The sequence below is a fragment of the Blautia sp. JLR.GB0024 genome, assembly GCF_037000545.1.
Lineage (GTDB): Bacteria > Bacillota > Clostridia > Lachnospirales > Lachnospiraceae > Blautia > Blautia celeris.
Genome location: NZ_JBANBF010000014.1, coordinates 87,871 through 103,094 on the forward strand (window position 1 = coordinate 87,871; position 15,224 = coordinate 103,094).

A 15,224-nucleotide genomic window follows, 5' to 3' on the forward strand; every position below is an offset into this window, starting at 1 on the left:
CATGGAAAGCTATGGTTTTTTTAACGGAGATACCGAGTACGGACAGGACGAGTTCAACCGGTATTTTAAGAATATATATGAGGACGGCTTAAGTAGAGGGAGTAATGGCAGCCTTACTTTGTCAGCCTCACTAAGCGGCGAATCGGTGATTTTAACGCCCGGTTTTGCCATTATGCAGGGCTTTTTTTATTACAACGACAGCAACAAGACCATACCGATCACTCGTAATAGCACCTACAAAGTGATCTATCGTCTTGTACTGCGTTTGGATTATGAGAGCAAGACAATACAGGCCGTGCTCAAAGCAGGTACTGCCGGCAGTACACCCACAGTGCCAGCACTCACGAGAGATGCGTCGCGATATGAACTATCCCTGTATCGTATTGATGTCCCTGTGACCGGTCAGATATCCATAACTGACGAGAGATTCAACACTTCAGTATGCGGAGAAATCAGACCGAAGAATTTGGCCGGATACAAAGAAATGGTAGAAGAATTTGATAGGCAGTTCCAGGCGTGGTTTAAAAACGTGCAGGGAACCGGCTGGCGTAACATTTTTGCACAGGCTACGGAGCCTGGAGGGGCGGTGACAGGAGCCATATGGATAAGCGGATAAATATTCGGTTTTTTGACCCTGATATCAATTTTATCGGGGAGATCACAGACTACACGGCCCTGATCCATGTCAGCAAATGGAAAAGTTATGGAGATTTTGAAATTCATTCCTCTGTTATGTATGACCGGTTATTTCAGGATGGGAATATCATCATGCTTGACAATGACGCCAGGAAAACAGGGATTATAAAATACATCGGGGCGGATGATGAAGAGGGAGGTTCTGTGGAACTCAAAGGATTCTCTCTACTCCATATGCTTACACAAAGGATAACAGTCCCGCCAAAGGGGAAAGCGCATCATGAATTTAACAAGGCCGCAGCAGAAGATATCATGACCGCACTGGTGAATACAAATGCAGTTGCCCCGGCGGACAGTAAAAGAAAAATCCCTAAGCTTGTGATAAAGCAAAGTGCCGGCAGGGGTGATAGGCTGACATATCAAACAAGGTATGACATACTTACTGACTGCCTGGAGGAGTTATGTAGCGCCTCGGGGCTTGGTGTTTGTGTATCGTTGGACCCGCAGAATAAGCAATTTGTATTTGAGGTATTAGAAGGTGTGGACCGGACAGTAAATCAGGCTGACCGGCCGCCCATGATTTTTAATGTCAACTACGATAATATTGAAAATCGTGAGTACATCCGGGATAGCAGCGAATACAAAAACTGCGCCTACACGGGAGGTCAGGGGGATGGAGTAAAGCGAGTCATTAAAATCATCGGAAACGAGAAATCGGGTCTTGATAGGTACGAGCTATTTGTGGACGCCCGGGACGTAGAAGATGAAGCGAACCTACCGGACCGAGGCAGGGTAAAGCTGGCAGAATGTGAGAAAATATCCTCTTACACCTGCGAGGCGGATGCTGCACTCTATCAGAAAAAATGGAACCTTGGTGATGTGGTCACAACGAAGGATGCGGAGTGGTCCCTTTTACTGCATGAGCGGATCACGGAAGTCATGGAAACACTTGATTCGGACGGGTATGTAGTTGAGCCAACCTTCGGCACCGCTACGAAATCCATCATTGAAAAAGTGAATGCCGTCAGCGGAGACACTGCGAAAAACGAGAGTATGCCTGGTCCTGAAGGAAAGCAGGGGCCACAGGGGTATAGTATACAGTACCGCTGGGATGGTACAAAACTGGGTGTAAAGAGAGAAGATGAAGGATCCTATAAATATACGGACCTGCAGGGACCTTCCGGTAAAGATGGGCAGGACGGCAAAGACGGCATGAGCGTCACATATACACATACACAGATATCAGCTCAAGCCGTGTGGCAGATTGCACACAACCTTAATAAGTATCCAAGTGTTACCGTGGTAGACAGCGCTGGCTCCGTAGTCGTAGGTGATATCCGTTATATTGACCGTAACAACCTCACAGCAACATTTACCGCCGGTTTTGCAGGAAAAGCGTATCTCAATTAGGAGGAAAAATGGATTTATTAACTAATTTGAATTTGGGTAAGAATGAGCTGCAGAATGCGAGAATACAGAATCTTGCTACTGCACCGGACAGCCCCGTAGAGGGGCAGATATATTGCAACACAACAGATCATGTGGTCTATGTGTATGTAAATGGTGCCTGGAAAAATATCATATACACCTACACCGGTGAGACATTTACTTCAGCTCTCAAATCAAAGCTGGATGGAATCACCGCAGGGGCGACAAAAGTAGAAAAATCTACAACAAACGGAAATATAAAAATCAACGGATCTGAGACGCAGGTTTATGCTCATCCGGGTAGTGGCACAAATCCACATGGTACTACTAAAACGGACCTGGGACTTGGGAACGTCGAAAATAAATCGGCGGCCACAATCCTTAACGAGCTGACAAAGGCTAAGATTGTGGAAAAGCTGGGGTTCACGCCTACAAAGATAACTGTGGGTCTGGATGCAGATAAAGGTACTGCATCAGGGAGTAAAGCACTGTATATTGCCACAGATACAAAAAAGATTTGGCTGGACAATGCCGCGAATACCTGGCTACAGGTTGGCGGGCAGGATACGATCACATGGGGAAATGTGACTGAAAAACCATCTACATTCCCACCGGCAGCACACAGTCATGACAGTGTGTACCTTGGAATTAATGCTAAAGCCAAAAGTGCTTCCGCTGCCGATAGTGTTCCGTGGTCGGGTGTAAACGGGAAGCCGTCTACTTTTACACCTCCTGTTGCAAGCGCTACAGTGCTGGGTGGAATTAAAGTAGGGACTAACCTGAGTATCACAACAGATGGTGTACTCAGCGCAAATGATAACCCCACGAGCTATATCGTAAAACAGCAGAGATTTACAGCTACAGCAGGACAGACGGCCTTCACCCTGACCGGCGGAAAATATCGACCGGGAATCGGTGCGCTGGCTGTCTTTTTAAATGGGGCAAAAGTCAGCAATGAGATTGTGACAGAGACGTCACAGACAGTATTTACACTCAAAACCGGAGTGACTGCAGGCGATACTGTCCTTGCGGAATACGTCGAGCTGATTAATGTGGAACCATACCCGATACACGCTTCAGAGCATATGACCGGGGGGACCGACCCGATACCGGTTGCAACACAGTCAGCCGCGGGTTTGGAATCCGCCGCGGATAAAAAGAAGCTGGACGGTATTGCTGAAGGAGCAAACAAATATGTTCATCCCGGTAGTGGTACAAATCCACATGGCACCACAAAGTCGGATGTTGGACTCGGAAACGTGCCAAATGTTGCCACGAATGACCAGACGCCAACTTATACAGAGGCGTCTACTCTTGCAAAGTTGGCGTCTGGTGAGAAGTTATCAGTGGCATTTGGCAAGGTATCAAAGGCCGTCACAGACCTGATCGCGCATATTGCGAATAAGTCAAACCCACATGGTGTTACAAAATCTCAAATCGGACTGGGGAATGTAGATAACACGTCAGATGCAAATAAACCTGTATCCACAGCACAGCAGGCCGCTTTAAATTCAAAGCTTAACACATCCTTAAAAGGAGCCGCGAACGGCCTTGCAGAGCTGGATAGCACAGGTAAGGTTCCGGCTGCGCAGTTGCCCTCTTTTGTGGATGACGTGCTGGAAGGGTATTACTACAGCAGTAAGTTTTATAAGGAGGATACACATACCACAGAGATCACAGGTGAGACCGGAAAAATCTATGTGGATCTTCCGACGAATAAGACATACCGCTGGTCAGGAAGTGCATTTGTGGTTATTTCAGACACAATCGCCCTTGGTGAAACAGCTTCGACTGCATATCGTGGTGACCGCGGAAAGGTCGCATACGATCACAGTCAGAGTGCACACGCCCGGACAGATGCTACCAAAGTAGAAAAGTCAGGAACAAACGGAAACATAAAAATCAATGGGTCTGAGTCAGTGGTATATACGCATCCATCTACACATGCAGCAAGTATGATTACACCCGATGCTACGCACCGTTTTGTAACCGATACAGAAAAAGCAGCATGGAATGCACGCCCGAAAAAGTACAGCGTCGATGTGCCTGCCAGTGCTTCAGCCGCCATAACACATAACCTTAATACACAGGATGTCACCGTGACTGTGAGGGAAAAAGCAAGCCCTTACAATGTCGTTTTGTGCGACGTGCAGGTGACTGGTGTAAATGTAGTCACACTGCTGTTTGCCACGGCTCCGGCTTCTGGTAAATACAGGGTAACCGTGACCGGTTAGGAGGACAGCATGAAGATATTCGGCAAGGAGTTTATATACAATGGATACAAAGTCTATCATGCTGGCGATAAGCCAACGGCGGCGGACGTTGGGGCATATACAAAGGCCCAGGTAGATCAGAAGATAACAGATGGAAACGGAACCAAGATAACAGCGGCAACAACAGCGCCAAGTGCCCCCGCAAAGGGTGAGGTATGGATTAAAATTTGAAGGGAGATATATTATGGCAGCAATAAAAAAATCACAGTTTAAGATTAATAATGGAACAGATTGGGACACTTATCACTTTGAGACAGACAGTGCCCAGACAAAGCACAAAAAAAGTGACGGCACAGAAACCACGGTGGAAGAAGTGCTAAACTCCGCTTTGGGAAATTACGCGATTCAGGCTGGAAGAGTAACAATAACTCCGAAACCGAACACACCTACATCGAAACGGGTCACGTTCCCCAGACCTTTTAAAGAAAAGGCACATGTTTCTCTCACTCCGATATCATCTGTTCCTGGCGTAACAGTCTTAGGTGTTGGGACATCCAGCAATACAAAAGACGGCTTTGATGCATACGTATTGAGAACAAACGACACTGAGACTGAAATTACTTGGATAGCAATAGGTCCGATGTAGGGAATCTATTTATGATATCGTAAAGCTCACCATACAGATGTACGGCCTGTTTGCCGTCACTGCAACACCTTTTGTAGACGTAATCTTAAAGCATAGTGTCTGCCCGTCTGTACGAGCAGTATCTAAGACAACTTTACATTCGTCTGCAGTGGCAAAACCTGTAACACCTCCGCTCATACCGGTCACTGTTGGGGTTTTATCATATTTTGCAGGTAATGGAAAACAGACATATATTGCGCCATCATAGCCCATTCCTATCGCTCTTATGGTCCTTTTGTTGGGCATTAAAGCGGAGTTTTGTACACGCCTTCTGTCTGGTACAATAATACCGGAAAGGAGGCGTTTTATGGACGCAAGGATGGAAATATTAGAAAATGTGTTGCATGCCGTGGCCGGTATTATACCAGAAACAGCTCTTGCTGGGCTTGAATCGGTACTGTGTGCAGAGCTTGAAAAGTATGAGGTACAAGAGCGGACAACAGAAATGGTGATCCGGGATGGAACGGCAGAGGGACTGCTGCGGAAATTTTTAGCCACAAAGAGGATTGAAGGGAAAGCAGAATCTACACTTGAATATTATAGGCAACAGCTCACTATGTTTTTGCATAATGTGGGAAAGTTGTTGCCAGAAATAACCACATTCGACCTACGATTTTACCTGTCGGCTTATAAGGAGAGAAGAAAAGTCAGAAATCGGACGCTGGATAATATCCGGAAATGTCTGTCAACTTTCTTCACATGGCTTACAGATGAAGAGTTTATCCAGCGGAATCCCTGCAGAGTGCTGAAATCAATCAAATACAGGAAAGTTATGAAAAAGGCATTCTCCCAGGAAGAACTAGAAAAGCTCAAATCCGCTTGCGAGAATTACCGGGATCTGGCTCTTGTGGGATTTCTGTATTCCACAGGATGTCGTGTTTCGGAGGCTATATCCATCAACCGTAATAGCTTGGATTTGGAAAAAAGAGAGCTGAATGTAGTGGGGAAGGGCGATAAGGAAAGGACAGTATATTTAACAGAGGTGGCCGTAATGTATTTACGGCTGTATTTAAGCGGCAGGCAGGATGAAAGCCCAGCCCTATTCATAGGCCGTAGTGGTGGGAGATTAACGAAAAACGGGGTAGAAACAGCGTTAAAGAGGATAGGATTAAGAGCAGGAGTTGAAAATGTGCATCCTCATAGATTCAGGAGGACATTGGCGACAAATATGATTGACCGGGGAGCGTCATTACAAGATGTTCAGGCCATTCTCGGGCACGAAGATATCCGAACAACACAGGTATATGTATTTACAAATCAGCGTAACGTAAAAAATTCTCATGAGAAATACGCTGCATAACTAAGGCACCGACTATTTTAAAGTCTGCGATAGCGCAGGCTTATTTGTCGTATCTAAAAACGGAAAATGAAGAGATATTAGAGAAGATTAGGATAGATGTACAAAACTCCGCTTTAGGAGGTTTCGGAATGCAGTTTGGAAGAGTGACAATAACTCCTAAGCCAAATGTACCAACGATGAAAAAAGTGACTTTTCCTAAACCGTTTAAGGCGCAGCCTGGTGTTGTACTCACTCCTATCTCCTCTGTACCAGGTACTAATGTCTTGGGTGTTGGTACAGGTAACAATACAAAAGACGGGTTTGAAGCATATGTCACGAGAACAAATGATACAGAAACTATTTTGGTTTGGATGGCAATTGGCCTGATGTAAAAAGCATTATTCCGGCCCTATAGCGACCCACATTATATTTGTTTCTGTATTATTGTTTCTGGTTATATAAACATCACATCCATTAGATGCAACATTTACAGCACTTACTCCTTGTATTGCTGTTCCTGGTACAGCGCTAGATGGTGTTACCATAACAACCGGAGCACTCTTGAACTTTTTGGGAAATGTCAAATGTCCAGAAGTAGGCTCGTTTGGTTTGGGTGTAATGGCTATCTTCCCTGTCTGTATCATGAACCCACCCAAAGCGGAGTTTTGCACGCAGAAAGAAGGTGATTTGAATGGAAATCAGATCAAGACCGGCGACGGTCTTATTTTTATACAAAAAATCATGAAAGCGAGGAACTTACATGTGACAGAATGGGAAGTATTTGGTGTTATTGTCGCTCTTGTAGCCTTTGCAATATCCATAGGGACGCCAATAGTGAAGCTCAACACATCAATCACCCGGTTAATTGACCGGTTAAACATGCTGGATGAGGGAATGGATGAACTGACAGCCAGAAATAGCAAATCCCATGAAAGGCTGTGGAAGCATAATGAAGAGCAGGATGATAAACTGCATGACCACGAAACACGAATCACTATTTTAGAGAAAAAGGAGAGATAGCATGGATTTAAGCTTTTTGACAAACTACATTAACCCGGTAATTTTGGGCATCTGCTTGTTAGTGGGGTATGTGATCAAGACCGCGATACCGGCAATCAAAAATAGGTACATCCCACTTGCCGCTCTTGCTATGGGAACAATTATCGCAATACTTATCAACATGAGTAACGGAATTAACGCAGAGGTGGTGCTTGGCGGTATGATTTCAGGTCTGGCAAGCACCGGACTTTATGAAATGCTACGGAATCTGATTGATAAAGACGGAAAGAAAAAAGCAGAAAATGGACCAGGAGAAGAGGGAGAGTAATCGCTCTCTTTTTATGAAAGGAGCAATATGGGCGTATTGTTAATGGGCAGGGCATCTGCATCCGTGGAGCAGATGCAAAAATATATCAAGAGTAAAAATCCAGGTGTGGAACAGATCGTACTGGATATGATACCGCTATATCTGGCAGAGGGTGAAACGGAGGGAGTAAAAGGAGATATAGCCTTTGCACAATCATGCCTGGAGACAGGGAATTTTACCTTCGCAGGGTCCGCAGTCAGCCTGAGGCAGAATAATTTTTGCGGAATGGGTGTGACAAAAAATGGTGAGAAAGGTAACAATTTTCCCAGCCCACAATTGGGAATCCGCGCGCAGGTCCAGCACCTAAAAGCTTATGCCTGTAACCAACCGCTTAAACAGGGATGTGTAGATCCGCGTTTTCATTTCGTGAAGCGCGGGATGGCGGAATATGTGGAGTGGCTGGGAATACAAGAAAATCCGAATCACACAGGATGGGCGGCAGGTAAAGGATACGGAGAAAAAATCTTGAAGATACATCGGGATATTTTAAATGTGGAAAGTGAGGAAGAAGGAATGAGAATCAATGTACATGCAGGACATAACTTTAAGGTTCCAGGAGCATCCGGAATATTTTCAGAAACAACGGAAGACCGGAAGGTGAAAGACCTGGTGATTCGTAAGCTGCAGGCAGCAGGCCATACAGTCTATGATTGTACGGATGAAAATTCCGGAAGTGTAAGCGGAAACCTTGCAGCTATCGTGGCAAAATGTAATGCCCATGCAGTTGATCTGGATGTATCCATTCATTTTAACTGTTATAATGGCGCAGCACATGGAACAGAGGTATTTATATATAATTGGGGCACGGCGGCAGAGCCTTACGCCCAGAGGATTGTAGACAAAATAGGGGAGCTGGGATACACCAAAAGAGGTGTAAAGACAAACTCCAGCCTTTATGTGTTACGGCATACAGCAAGTCCGGCGCTCCTGGTGGAATGTTGTTTCTGTGACAGCGCAGAAGATGCCGGGAAATATACTGCGGAAAAGATGGCGAATGCTATTGTTTCCGGTATTACAGGAAGTGCGATGTCCGGCAATACTCCATCCGGCGATACAAAAGATTGGCTGTCCAGAGGCGATACCGGAGCAGAAGTGACAGAATGGCAGAAAAAACTGAACATCTTTGGCAGTGGAGTAAATGTGGACGGAGAGTTTGGACCGGACACAGAGACACAGACTATCCGGGTGCAGCGCCTTGTAGGTGTGAATCCTGATGGATGCGCAGGTGAGAAGACAAGGGCGGCCGTGGATGCATACCTGAAAAAGAATAACTGGATACAGGTCCGCGATGGCCGCTGGTGGTACCGCCATGCAGACGGCGGATATGTAAAAAACGATTGGGAGAAGATTGGGGGTGTATGGTTCTTCTTTGATGGCAGCGGCTGGATGAAAACCGGCTGGGTTGAATGGAAAAAGAATTGGTATTATCTCAAATCCAATGGTGCTATGGTATCTGATAACCTGGTCCGTACCGACGGAAAGGTCTACTATGTAGACAAGTCAGGAAAGATGTGCTACACAGATTCTTCCGGTGCGCTCAAATAAACAAAAGGTCCAGGTTTTATCACCAGGGCCTTGAAAATCAAGTTTTATGCTGTTATAATTTAGTTGCTGGGGGAGCGGTGGCAAGCCCGCCCTCCCTTGGTATTCTCTAAGCTATTTTCTTTTTTAATTCGTCTACTTCTTTTTGCAAGTCTTTAATCATCTGCAAAAGCAGGCTCGTGTTTTCGTTTTCAAGCTTGTTGATTCTGTAGTATTGCTTGATTTCTTCCATGTTTGATTCCACCATATTTATCTTATCCGTAAGCCGCGTCTGGACATTGTCAAGTTCAGATAGAATCATGTTTGTTTGTGAGTTAAGTAAATCTGCAATTGATTTTAAATCTTTTTCATCTAACATTTTAAGACCTCCATATTTGATTTGTTAAAGACGCTTGCCCTTCTTTAACTGTCTTTATTATATCACTTTTAAAGATGATAATCAAGCTTTTGAAGAGAACTTTGATAAAAGATTTTTCTTTTCCTCCTCATTTTCCACATACATGATGATATCTTTTGGTTGCATATTTAAAATGGTACACACCTTGTTTAGAGAATCCAAAGAAATACTTGTATCTTCATTTTTTATCTTTTTAAGGGTGTTTTGACTTAAAACTTTTGTGGTTTTTGCTTTATACATATTTAAGCCAGCACGTTCTAATGCCTCTCCCACATTAAATTTGTATTTTAACATATGGCATGACCTCCTTTATTAAAGAGTAACACATGCCTCATAGTTAGTCAATAAAATATCATCTTAAAAAGTTATAAACTATTTTTAGTTTAATGCCAAGAAACTGATTAAACTTATTTTGGTTTATTTTCGCTTTCCACATATTTGATAATATTTCCAGGTTGCATATCCAGTAATTCACATAATTGTTCAAGTGTTTTAATTCCGACCATATCCCCCTTTCTTAACTTTTGCATTGCAGACTGGCTCAATATGTTTTCTTTTAATATGCGCGTGCTGTTATACCCTGATTCTTTCAAGGTATCAATAACATTGATTTTATAAACAAGCATTTAGAATACCTCCTTTTCTTATATTGTAAAACTACCTCGTTTTAATGTCAATAAAATAATCCAAAAAAAGTTTAAAAATCTATTGACAATAAACCAAATATGGTTTATAATGTAATCATAGAAAGGAGGTGAGAACAATGGGAAAGAAAAAGAAAAGCGGCAATGAGAAACGGCTCGCAACCATCCTTCTCATTACCGCAACACTTAATCTAATCCAAGCCCTGATTGATTTAATCAATCATCTGCTAGATTAGGGGGCGGGGGCGAAAGCCCCTTCCCTTAAAATAAGGATATCGTTTTCTTTGCCCATTGTCAAGTATGGCAACCATAGAAATTATATTAGATGTCGTGCAGATTATTGTTAGCACAGGAATCATTGTGGTGTTACTCAAAGACCGGAAATGCAAATAGGAACCACCGGACCGGCGCCCGGTTATGCGTCGGTAAAAAGATAAAAGCATTATACATCCGTTTCAGGGGATGAATTAAAGGCATTTAAGAACCACCTAGAAAAAATCGAGGTGGTCAAAAATAGGACTTCTCACCTATACCTCTGGACCGAGAAAGGTGCCCTCCTCCACGCCAAGTCCCTTAACACTGACAAGGCGTGGGAAGTGTATGATTATCTGGTGGATTTCTATTTCCGAGCGCAGAATGAGATAAAGGTGGGTAATCAAATAACAGGTCTGGTCACAACGGCAAAACAGCAGACGTTGCAGGTGGTAAATATCATGGACAATGATGAAGCGCAAAAATTGATTATTAATCTTAAAAAGGGTATGGCAACGCTGGAGGTATTAATAGATGGTTGTAACAAGCGCATAGAAAGAAGTAAGTATGAAAACCTTAAATCAGCGATTGCCGAAGTAACGATGACGGTTGCAAACAATGCGAGCAAATTAGCATTGTTGGAACCAGGGCCGATGGAACAGTGGTATTAAAATAAGACTGTTGAACGGATGAGCCGCTGCTAATAAATGAATTTTAAACCATTGATAACCTCAATGTGCCCATTCCTCAGTACCTGCCTCATCATCGGTTTTACACCCATGGAGAGAAGATAAAGATAGCAGCAGTCACAGAGAGATGTTATACTGAAAGAAGAATACAAAAAAAAATTACCCATTGCCAAAAACAGAGAAACACGGGAGGAAAGAGAATATGTACAAAACAGAAACTTATACAGCAGTGGTACCGGTGGAGGACTACATAGAAGGCTATGTGGATGTGGACACGTTTCTGGAGTGCTGCAGGGCATGTCCGAATTATGAAAAGGTATGGTCCTGCCCATCCTATGATTTTGATGTTCTGTCATACTGGAGGAAATACGAGACCCTGGAACTGACAGCCGTTAAAATAATCTTTGATGAGGAGTTTGCAGGGAAAGCATTTACAAAGGCGGAGCAGGCTAAGATCCTTGGACAGTCCCTCCGTGTGGAGAAGGAAAAGCTGTCGGAAATGCTCTGGGAGAAGGAAAAACAATATCCGGGAAGTATCAGCCTGTCAGCAGGCTCCTGTATTTTGTGCGAAGGAAACTGTACCAGACCGGATAAAAAAGCGTGTCGATTTCCGGAAAAGATGCGTTATTCCATAGAATCCATCGGAGGCAATGTGGGACTGACACTTAGCAAGCTGATGGGAATAGAACTGGAATGGATGGAAGAGGGAAGGCTGCCCCATTATTTTGTTCTGGTATGCGGGCTTTTGAAGTAAACAATATATGGAAGAAAAAGGAAGTTGACAGAGAAAGATATTTGCTGTACACTTTTATCATAAACTTATAAAAGTATCTGATAAAAGTGAAAAGGAGAATGCATATGGACACTCTGACTGCCAGACCAAGAGTATTGAAACAGGCAAATCTTTCCCTCATACGAAAAGTCCTGAAAGCAAAAGGAACTGCCACCAGGGCAGAGATTGCCTATGAGACGAAGATCAGTTCCACCACAGTCCGTTCTCTGCTGTCTGAAATGATGCAGAACGGAGAGATCGAGAGTGTTGGATACGATGAATCCAGCGGAGGAAGAAAAGCAGAGCGCTATGGGTTCCGGCCCAACCGGTATTACGGTGCGGCTTTCTGCATCACAGGAGACCAGATCTACGGTCTGCTGATCAATGTCTGCGGAGAGATCGTGGAAAAAACAAGGCTGGAGGCAGCAAACGGAGATTTTGAAAGCGCCATCACCGCTTGGATGGATGAACAGATAAAAAAAAGAGAAATCAAGTCCATAGGCATTGGCGTGCCCGGCGCGGTGGAAGGGAAAGGGTACTGGAGAACAAATGAGGCGGACGGGAAATTATATAAAATAGATATTGGCGACAGCCTTGAAAAGCGGTACAAGATTCCTGTGGTGTTGGAAAATGACCTGAATGCCACTGCCATCGGATTCGGACGGTGTTACGCAAAGGAGTTTCCTTGTGAGAATCCGGAGAACACGAATATGGCTTTTCTCTACTTTGAAAAGGGCTGTGTAAGCGCCGGTTTTATCTCAGGGGGCAGAGTTGTACGCGGACATCATAATTTTGCAGGGGAGCTTGGTCTGCTGCCCATGGAAGACGGAAAGACGCTGGATGCGTGCATGGCAGAGCCTATGGAGGATGTCAGATATGTTGATCTGGTGGTCCGGGTCATCAGTTTTATCTGTGGGATTCTGAATCCGCAGTATGTGGTCCTTGGCGGCCCGAGTCTGCAAAAGGACTGTATCGGGCCTATCGGTGACGGGCTTTCCGCCTTCCTGCCTAAACACCTGCTGGCAGAGATTCTCTACTCCCCGGATGTGTGGCATGATTATTTTGACGGGATGGCAAGTCTGACCGCTGCAAAGATGTTTGATGAGGTACAGTTTATAAAGGAGCAGCCATGTTTATGAAGCGGAGAGAGAAAATTCTGGATACCGGGCCACGGATCTGCTTTTTTGTGCAGACAGCATTTGGAACGGCGTTTTCGTATCTGACCAGCGGTGTGTTTTTAAGCGGCCTTGCGCTTCTTATGGGAGCAGGGGATGTGCTGGTCAGTTATCTGAGCGTGATCGTGAATATCTGCGGGGTGCTGATCCTTGGATTTGCGGCATATCTGGAGCGGTTTCAGAGCCGTAAGCGGTTGACTGTTATATTTACGGCACTTTCCAGAACCGCCACGCTTTTCCTTGTGCTCATACCGGCTGTGGTGCCGAAGCGGATGCAGATCGCCGTCTTTGTCCTGGCGGTGGTCACGGCTTTTACGCTTCAGGCCCAGACGACGGTGGTGCTGAACCAGTGGATGATGGGGTTTATGGATGAAAAGAAAAGCGGGCGTTACATATCACTGAGACAGACGCTGACACTGGGCGTTACGGTCCTGTTATCTGTGGCAGGCGGTTTCTGGATGGACCATATGCAGGGGAAATACCTGGGATTTGCTGTTTTGTTCGGGGCAGCGGCGGTGATGGGGGGCTGTGAAGTCATTCTTCTGCTGCGGACACCTGACAGCGCGCCGTACCGGCCTTTGAAAATAAATTGCGGACTTGGGGATGCACTGAAGATACCTCTGAAAGACAGGAAGTTTGTGGGATTTGTGGTTTATATCCTGGCTTTTTATCTGCTTCTCAATATTTCAGACAGCTTTACCATGGTGTATATGATGAAATATCTGGCACTTCCCTATAAAACGGTGACGGCTATGTATATGATCATATCCCTGCCCCAGATCGTGCTTCTGGGCTTATGGGGGAGGATCAGCGATAAGCGGGGACATGAATTTGTTTTGAAAACCTCCATCTGGCTTTTTGCAGGTGAGACATTGTTTATGTCTTTTGCGGCGCCGAAGAACTGCCTGTTGTTTATTCCGGCTGCGTTTCTTATATCTTCCGTTGCAAATGCCGGTTTTGTAGTCGCTGTGTTTAACAGACGGTATGAGCTGATGCCGAAAGACAACAGGATCATGTATGATAATTTTTATACGGCAGTCATTGGACTCGGGTTTATTTTAGGCCCCATGATCGGAGGGGCAGTGAAAGGATTTCTGGAGGCGGGCGCAGCAGTGAAATCCACTGCTGCCATAAACGGAATTCACTGCCTGTATCTGATATCTACGGCAGGCATTCTGCTGCTGCAGGTCATTTATTACCGTGTGCAGGGAAGAAGGGAGGTGTGTGTCCATGTCAAGGGTTGATCTTCATATCCATACAAAGTTCAGTGATGACGGGGAGTTTTCTCCGGAAGAGATCATCAGGCAGTGTGAGGCATGCGGGATGGAGTGGATTGCCGTAACAGACCACAATTGTGTCCGCGGCGTGGCCGAGGCTTTAAAAGCAGCCGTTAAAGTCAGGGTTATCCAGGGTGTGGAGCTGGACTGTGTGTATAGAGGACAGAATTTTCACCTGTTGGGATATGGCATTGATGTGAACCGTGAAGAATTTGCAGCCGTGGAACAAGATATTTTACAACAGGAGAGAAGGGCGGCAGAGGAAAAAATCCGGCTTTTCCGGCAGGCAGCAGGTATTGTGGTGGATGCGGATGAAATTCTTGCCGGGGCAGATAACGGCGTTGTGACCGGGGAACAGATTGCTGAACATGTCTTAAAACGCGGGGATGCAGACCGGTATGAAATACTGGCCCCCTACCTTCCGGGCGGGGAGAAAAGTGATATGCCAAATGTGCGGTTTTACTGGGATTTTTTTACAAAGGGAAAGCCGGCCTATGTGGAGATATCCTATCTATCCCTTCCTGATGCTGCGGCCCTGATACACAGCGCGGGCGGTGCGGCGGTTCTTGCGCATCCGGGGCAGAATCTGGGCGGAGATGATGAACTGCTGGATCAGATCACGGAGGAGAAGATTGACGGCATTGAAGTATTTTCTTCCTACCACAGCAGGGAGCAGGCACTGCATTATCTGGAAGCCGCGGAACAAAAAGGCCTGTTTGTCACCTGCGGCAGCGATTTCCATGGCAAAAATAAGCCGAACATCGTACTGGGAGGTCATAATGCCCTGTGGAGCGATGAAAGACTTACATCAGAATTGAAAAAATGCTCCTTATGGAAACTGCCTGTTCTATAGCAGAACAGGCGGTCCC

At 45.2% G+C, this 15,224-nt stretch carries 19 protein-coding genes; 15 read left to right on the forward strand and 4 right to left on the reverse strand.

The window, feature by feature from the left end; translation table 11 throughout:
- Window position 1 precedes the first annotated feature (1 nt).
- From V8Q34_RS22645 to V8Q34_RS22675, 7 genes are all read left to right on the forward strand, one after another.
- On the forward strand, window positions 2–616 hold the full coding sequence (locus V8Q34_RS22645; RefSeq protein ID WP_148393912.1) for a hypothetical protein: 615 nt from the start codon (window positions 2–4) through the stop codon (window positions 614–616).
- Window positions 601–2,046, forward strand: a complete 1,446-nt coding sequence (locus V8Q34_RS22650; protein ID WP_335836393.1) for a siphovirus ReqiPepy6 Gp37-like family protein — start codon at window positions 601–603, stop codon at window positions 2,044–2,046. The genes V8Q34_RS22645 and V8Q34_RS22650 overlap by 16 nt, the downstream gene beginning before the upstream one ends.
- A gap of 8 nt (window positions 2,047–2,054) precedes the next feature.
- On the forward strand, window positions 2,055–4,298 hold the full coding sequence (locus V8Q34_RS22655; RefSeq protein ID WP_335836394.1) for a hypothetical protein: 2,244 nt from the start codon (window positions 2,055–2,057) through the stop codon (window positions 4,296–4,298).
- A 9-nt stretch (window positions 4,299–4,307) separates the two neighbouring features.
- The gene (locus V8Q34_RS22660) at window positions 4,308–4,508 is read left to right on the forward strand and encodes a hypothetical protein (RefSeq protein WP_033141480.1); all 201 of its coding nucleotides are present in this window, start codon (window positions 4,308–4,310) and stop codon (window positions 4,506–4,508) included.
- A gap of 13 nt (window positions 4,509–4,521) precedes the next feature.
- Window positions 4,522–4,923 carry a gp53-like domain-containing protein gene (locus tag V8Q34_RS22665; RefSeq protein ID WP_256130010.1) on the forward strand — a complete coding sequence of 134 codons (402 nt, stop codon included), beginning with the start codon at window positions 4,522–4,524 and terminating at the stop codon, window positions 4,921–4,923.
- A gap of 346 nt (window positions 4,924–5,269) precedes the next feature.
- On the forward strand, window positions 5,270–6,262 hold the full coding sequence (xerA, locus tag V8Q34_RS22670) for a site-specific tyrosine recombinase/integron integrase (RefSeq protein WP_335836395.1): 993 nt from the start codon (window positions 5,270–5,272) through the stop codon (window positions 6,260–6,262).
- A 128-nt stretch (window positions 6,263–6,390) separates the two neighbouring features.
- On the forward strand, window positions 6,391–6,633 hold the full coding sequence (locus V8Q34_RS22675; protein ID WP_335836396.1) for a gp53-like domain-containing protein: 243 nt from the start codon (window positions 6,391–6,393) through the stop codon (window positions 6,631–6,633).
- A gap of 6 nt (window positions 6,634–6,639) precedes the next feature.
- On the opposite strand, the gene V8Q34_RS22680 is transcribed toward V8Q34_RS22675, so the two are convergent.
- Window positions 6,640–6,885, reverse strand: coding sequence for a gp53-like domain-containing protein (locus V8Q34_RS22680; protein WP_335836397.1), 246 nt, complete (start codon window positions 6,883–6,885; stop codon window positions 6,640–6,642).
- Window positions 6,886–6,928: 43 nt separating this feature from the next.
- Between V8Q34_RS22680 and V8Q34_RS22685 the strand changes: the two genes are divergently transcribed.
- Genes V8Q34_RS22685 through V8Q34_RS22700 form a run of 3 tightly spaced genes read left to right on the forward strand, consistent with a single transcriptional unit; the run spans window position 6,929 to window position 9,152 of the window.
- Window positions 6,929–7,261 carry a hypothetical protein gene (locus V8Q34_RS22685; protein ID WP_244807051.1) on the forward strand — a complete coding sequence of 111 codons (333 nt, stop codon included), beginning with the start codon at window positions 6,929–6,931 and terminating at the stop codon, window positions 7,259–7,261.
- Window position 7,262: 1 nt separating this feature from the next.
- Window positions 7,263–7,568 (forward strand): phage holin family protein, encoded by a 306-nt coding sequence (locus V8Q34_RS22690; protein ID WP_335836398.1) that lies wholly within the window; start codon window positions 7,263–7,265, stop codon window positions 7,566–7,568.
- A 27-nt stretch (window positions 7,569–7,595) separates the two neighbouring features.
- Window positions 7,596–9,152, forward strand: coding sequence for an N-acetylmuramoyl-L-alanine amidase (locus V8Q34_RS22700; RefSeq protein ID WP_442893856.1), 1,557 nt, complete (start codon window positions 7,596–7,598; stop codon window positions 9,150–9,152).
- Window positions 9,153–9,258: 106 nt separating this feature from the next.
- On the opposite strand, the gene V8Q34_RS22705 is transcribed toward V8Q34_RS22700, so the two are convergent.
- The 3 genes from V8Q34_RS22705 to V8Q34_RS22715 form a co-directional block, all read right to left on the reverse strand.
- Entirely contained in the window at window positions 9,259–9,507 is a 249-nt protein-coding gene (locus V8Q34_RS22705) for a hypothetical protein (RefSeq protein ID WP_033143695.1), read from the reverse strand.
- Window positions 9,508–9,588: 81 nt separating this feature from the next.
- Window positions 9,589–9,840, reverse strand: a complete 252-nt coding sequence (locus V8Q34_RS22710) for a helix-turn-helix domain-containing protein (RefSeq protein WP_335836399.1) — start codon at window positions 9,838–9,840, stop codon at window positions 9,589–9,591.
- Between the two features lie 113 nt (window positions 9,841–9,953).
- A complete protein-coding gene (locus V8Q34_RS22715) occupies window positions 9,954–10,172 on the reverse strand; it encodes a helix-turn-helix domain-containing protein (RefSeq protein WP_033143697.1) in 219 nt (72 codons plus the stop codon).
- Window positions 10,173–10,903: 731 nt separating this feature from the next.
- Between V8Q34_RS22715 and V8Q34_RS22720 the strand changes: the two genes are divergently transcribed.
- The 5 genes from V8Q34_RS22720 to V8Q34_RS22740 all read left to right on the forward strand — a co-directional run bounded on the left by V8Q34_RS22720 (window position 10,904) and on the right by V8Q34_RS22740 (window position 15,208).
- Window positions 10,904–11,113, forward strand: coding sequence for a hypothetical protein (locus tag V8Q34_RS22720; protein ID WP_146051727.1), 210 nt, complete (start codon window positions 10,904–10,906; stop codon window positions 11,111–11,113).
- A gap of 220 nt (window positions 11,114–11,333) precedes the next feature.
- Complete coding sequence (locus V8Q34_RS22725) at window positions 11,334–11,885, forward strand: DUF2284 domain-containing protein (RefSeq protein ID WP_335836400.1); 552 nt, start codon at window positions 11,334–11,336, stop codon at window positions 11,883–11,885.
- Between the two features lie 104 nt (window positions 11,886–11,989).
- Complete coding sequence (locus tag V8Q34_RS22730; RefSeq protein WP_103732404.1) at window positions 11,990–13,042, forward strand: ROK family protein; 1,053 nt, start codon at window positions 11,990–11,992, stop codon at window positions 13,040–13,042.
- Window positions 13,039–14,322, forward strand: a complete 1,284-nt coding sequence (locus V8Q34_RS22735; protein WP_335836401.1) for an MFS transporter — start codon at window positions 13,039–13,041, stop codon at window positions 14,320–14,322. Before V8Q34_RS22730 ends, V8Q34_RS22735 begins: the two co-directional genes overlap by 4 nt.
- Entirely contained in the window at window positions 14,309–15,208 is a 900-nt protein-coding gene (locus V8Q34_RS22740) for a PHP domain-containing protein (protein ID WP_335836402.1), read from the forward strand. Before V8Q34_RS22735 ends, V8Q34_RS22740 begins: the two co-directional genes overlap by 14 nt.
- Window positions 15,209–15,224 lie beyond the last annotated feature (16 nt).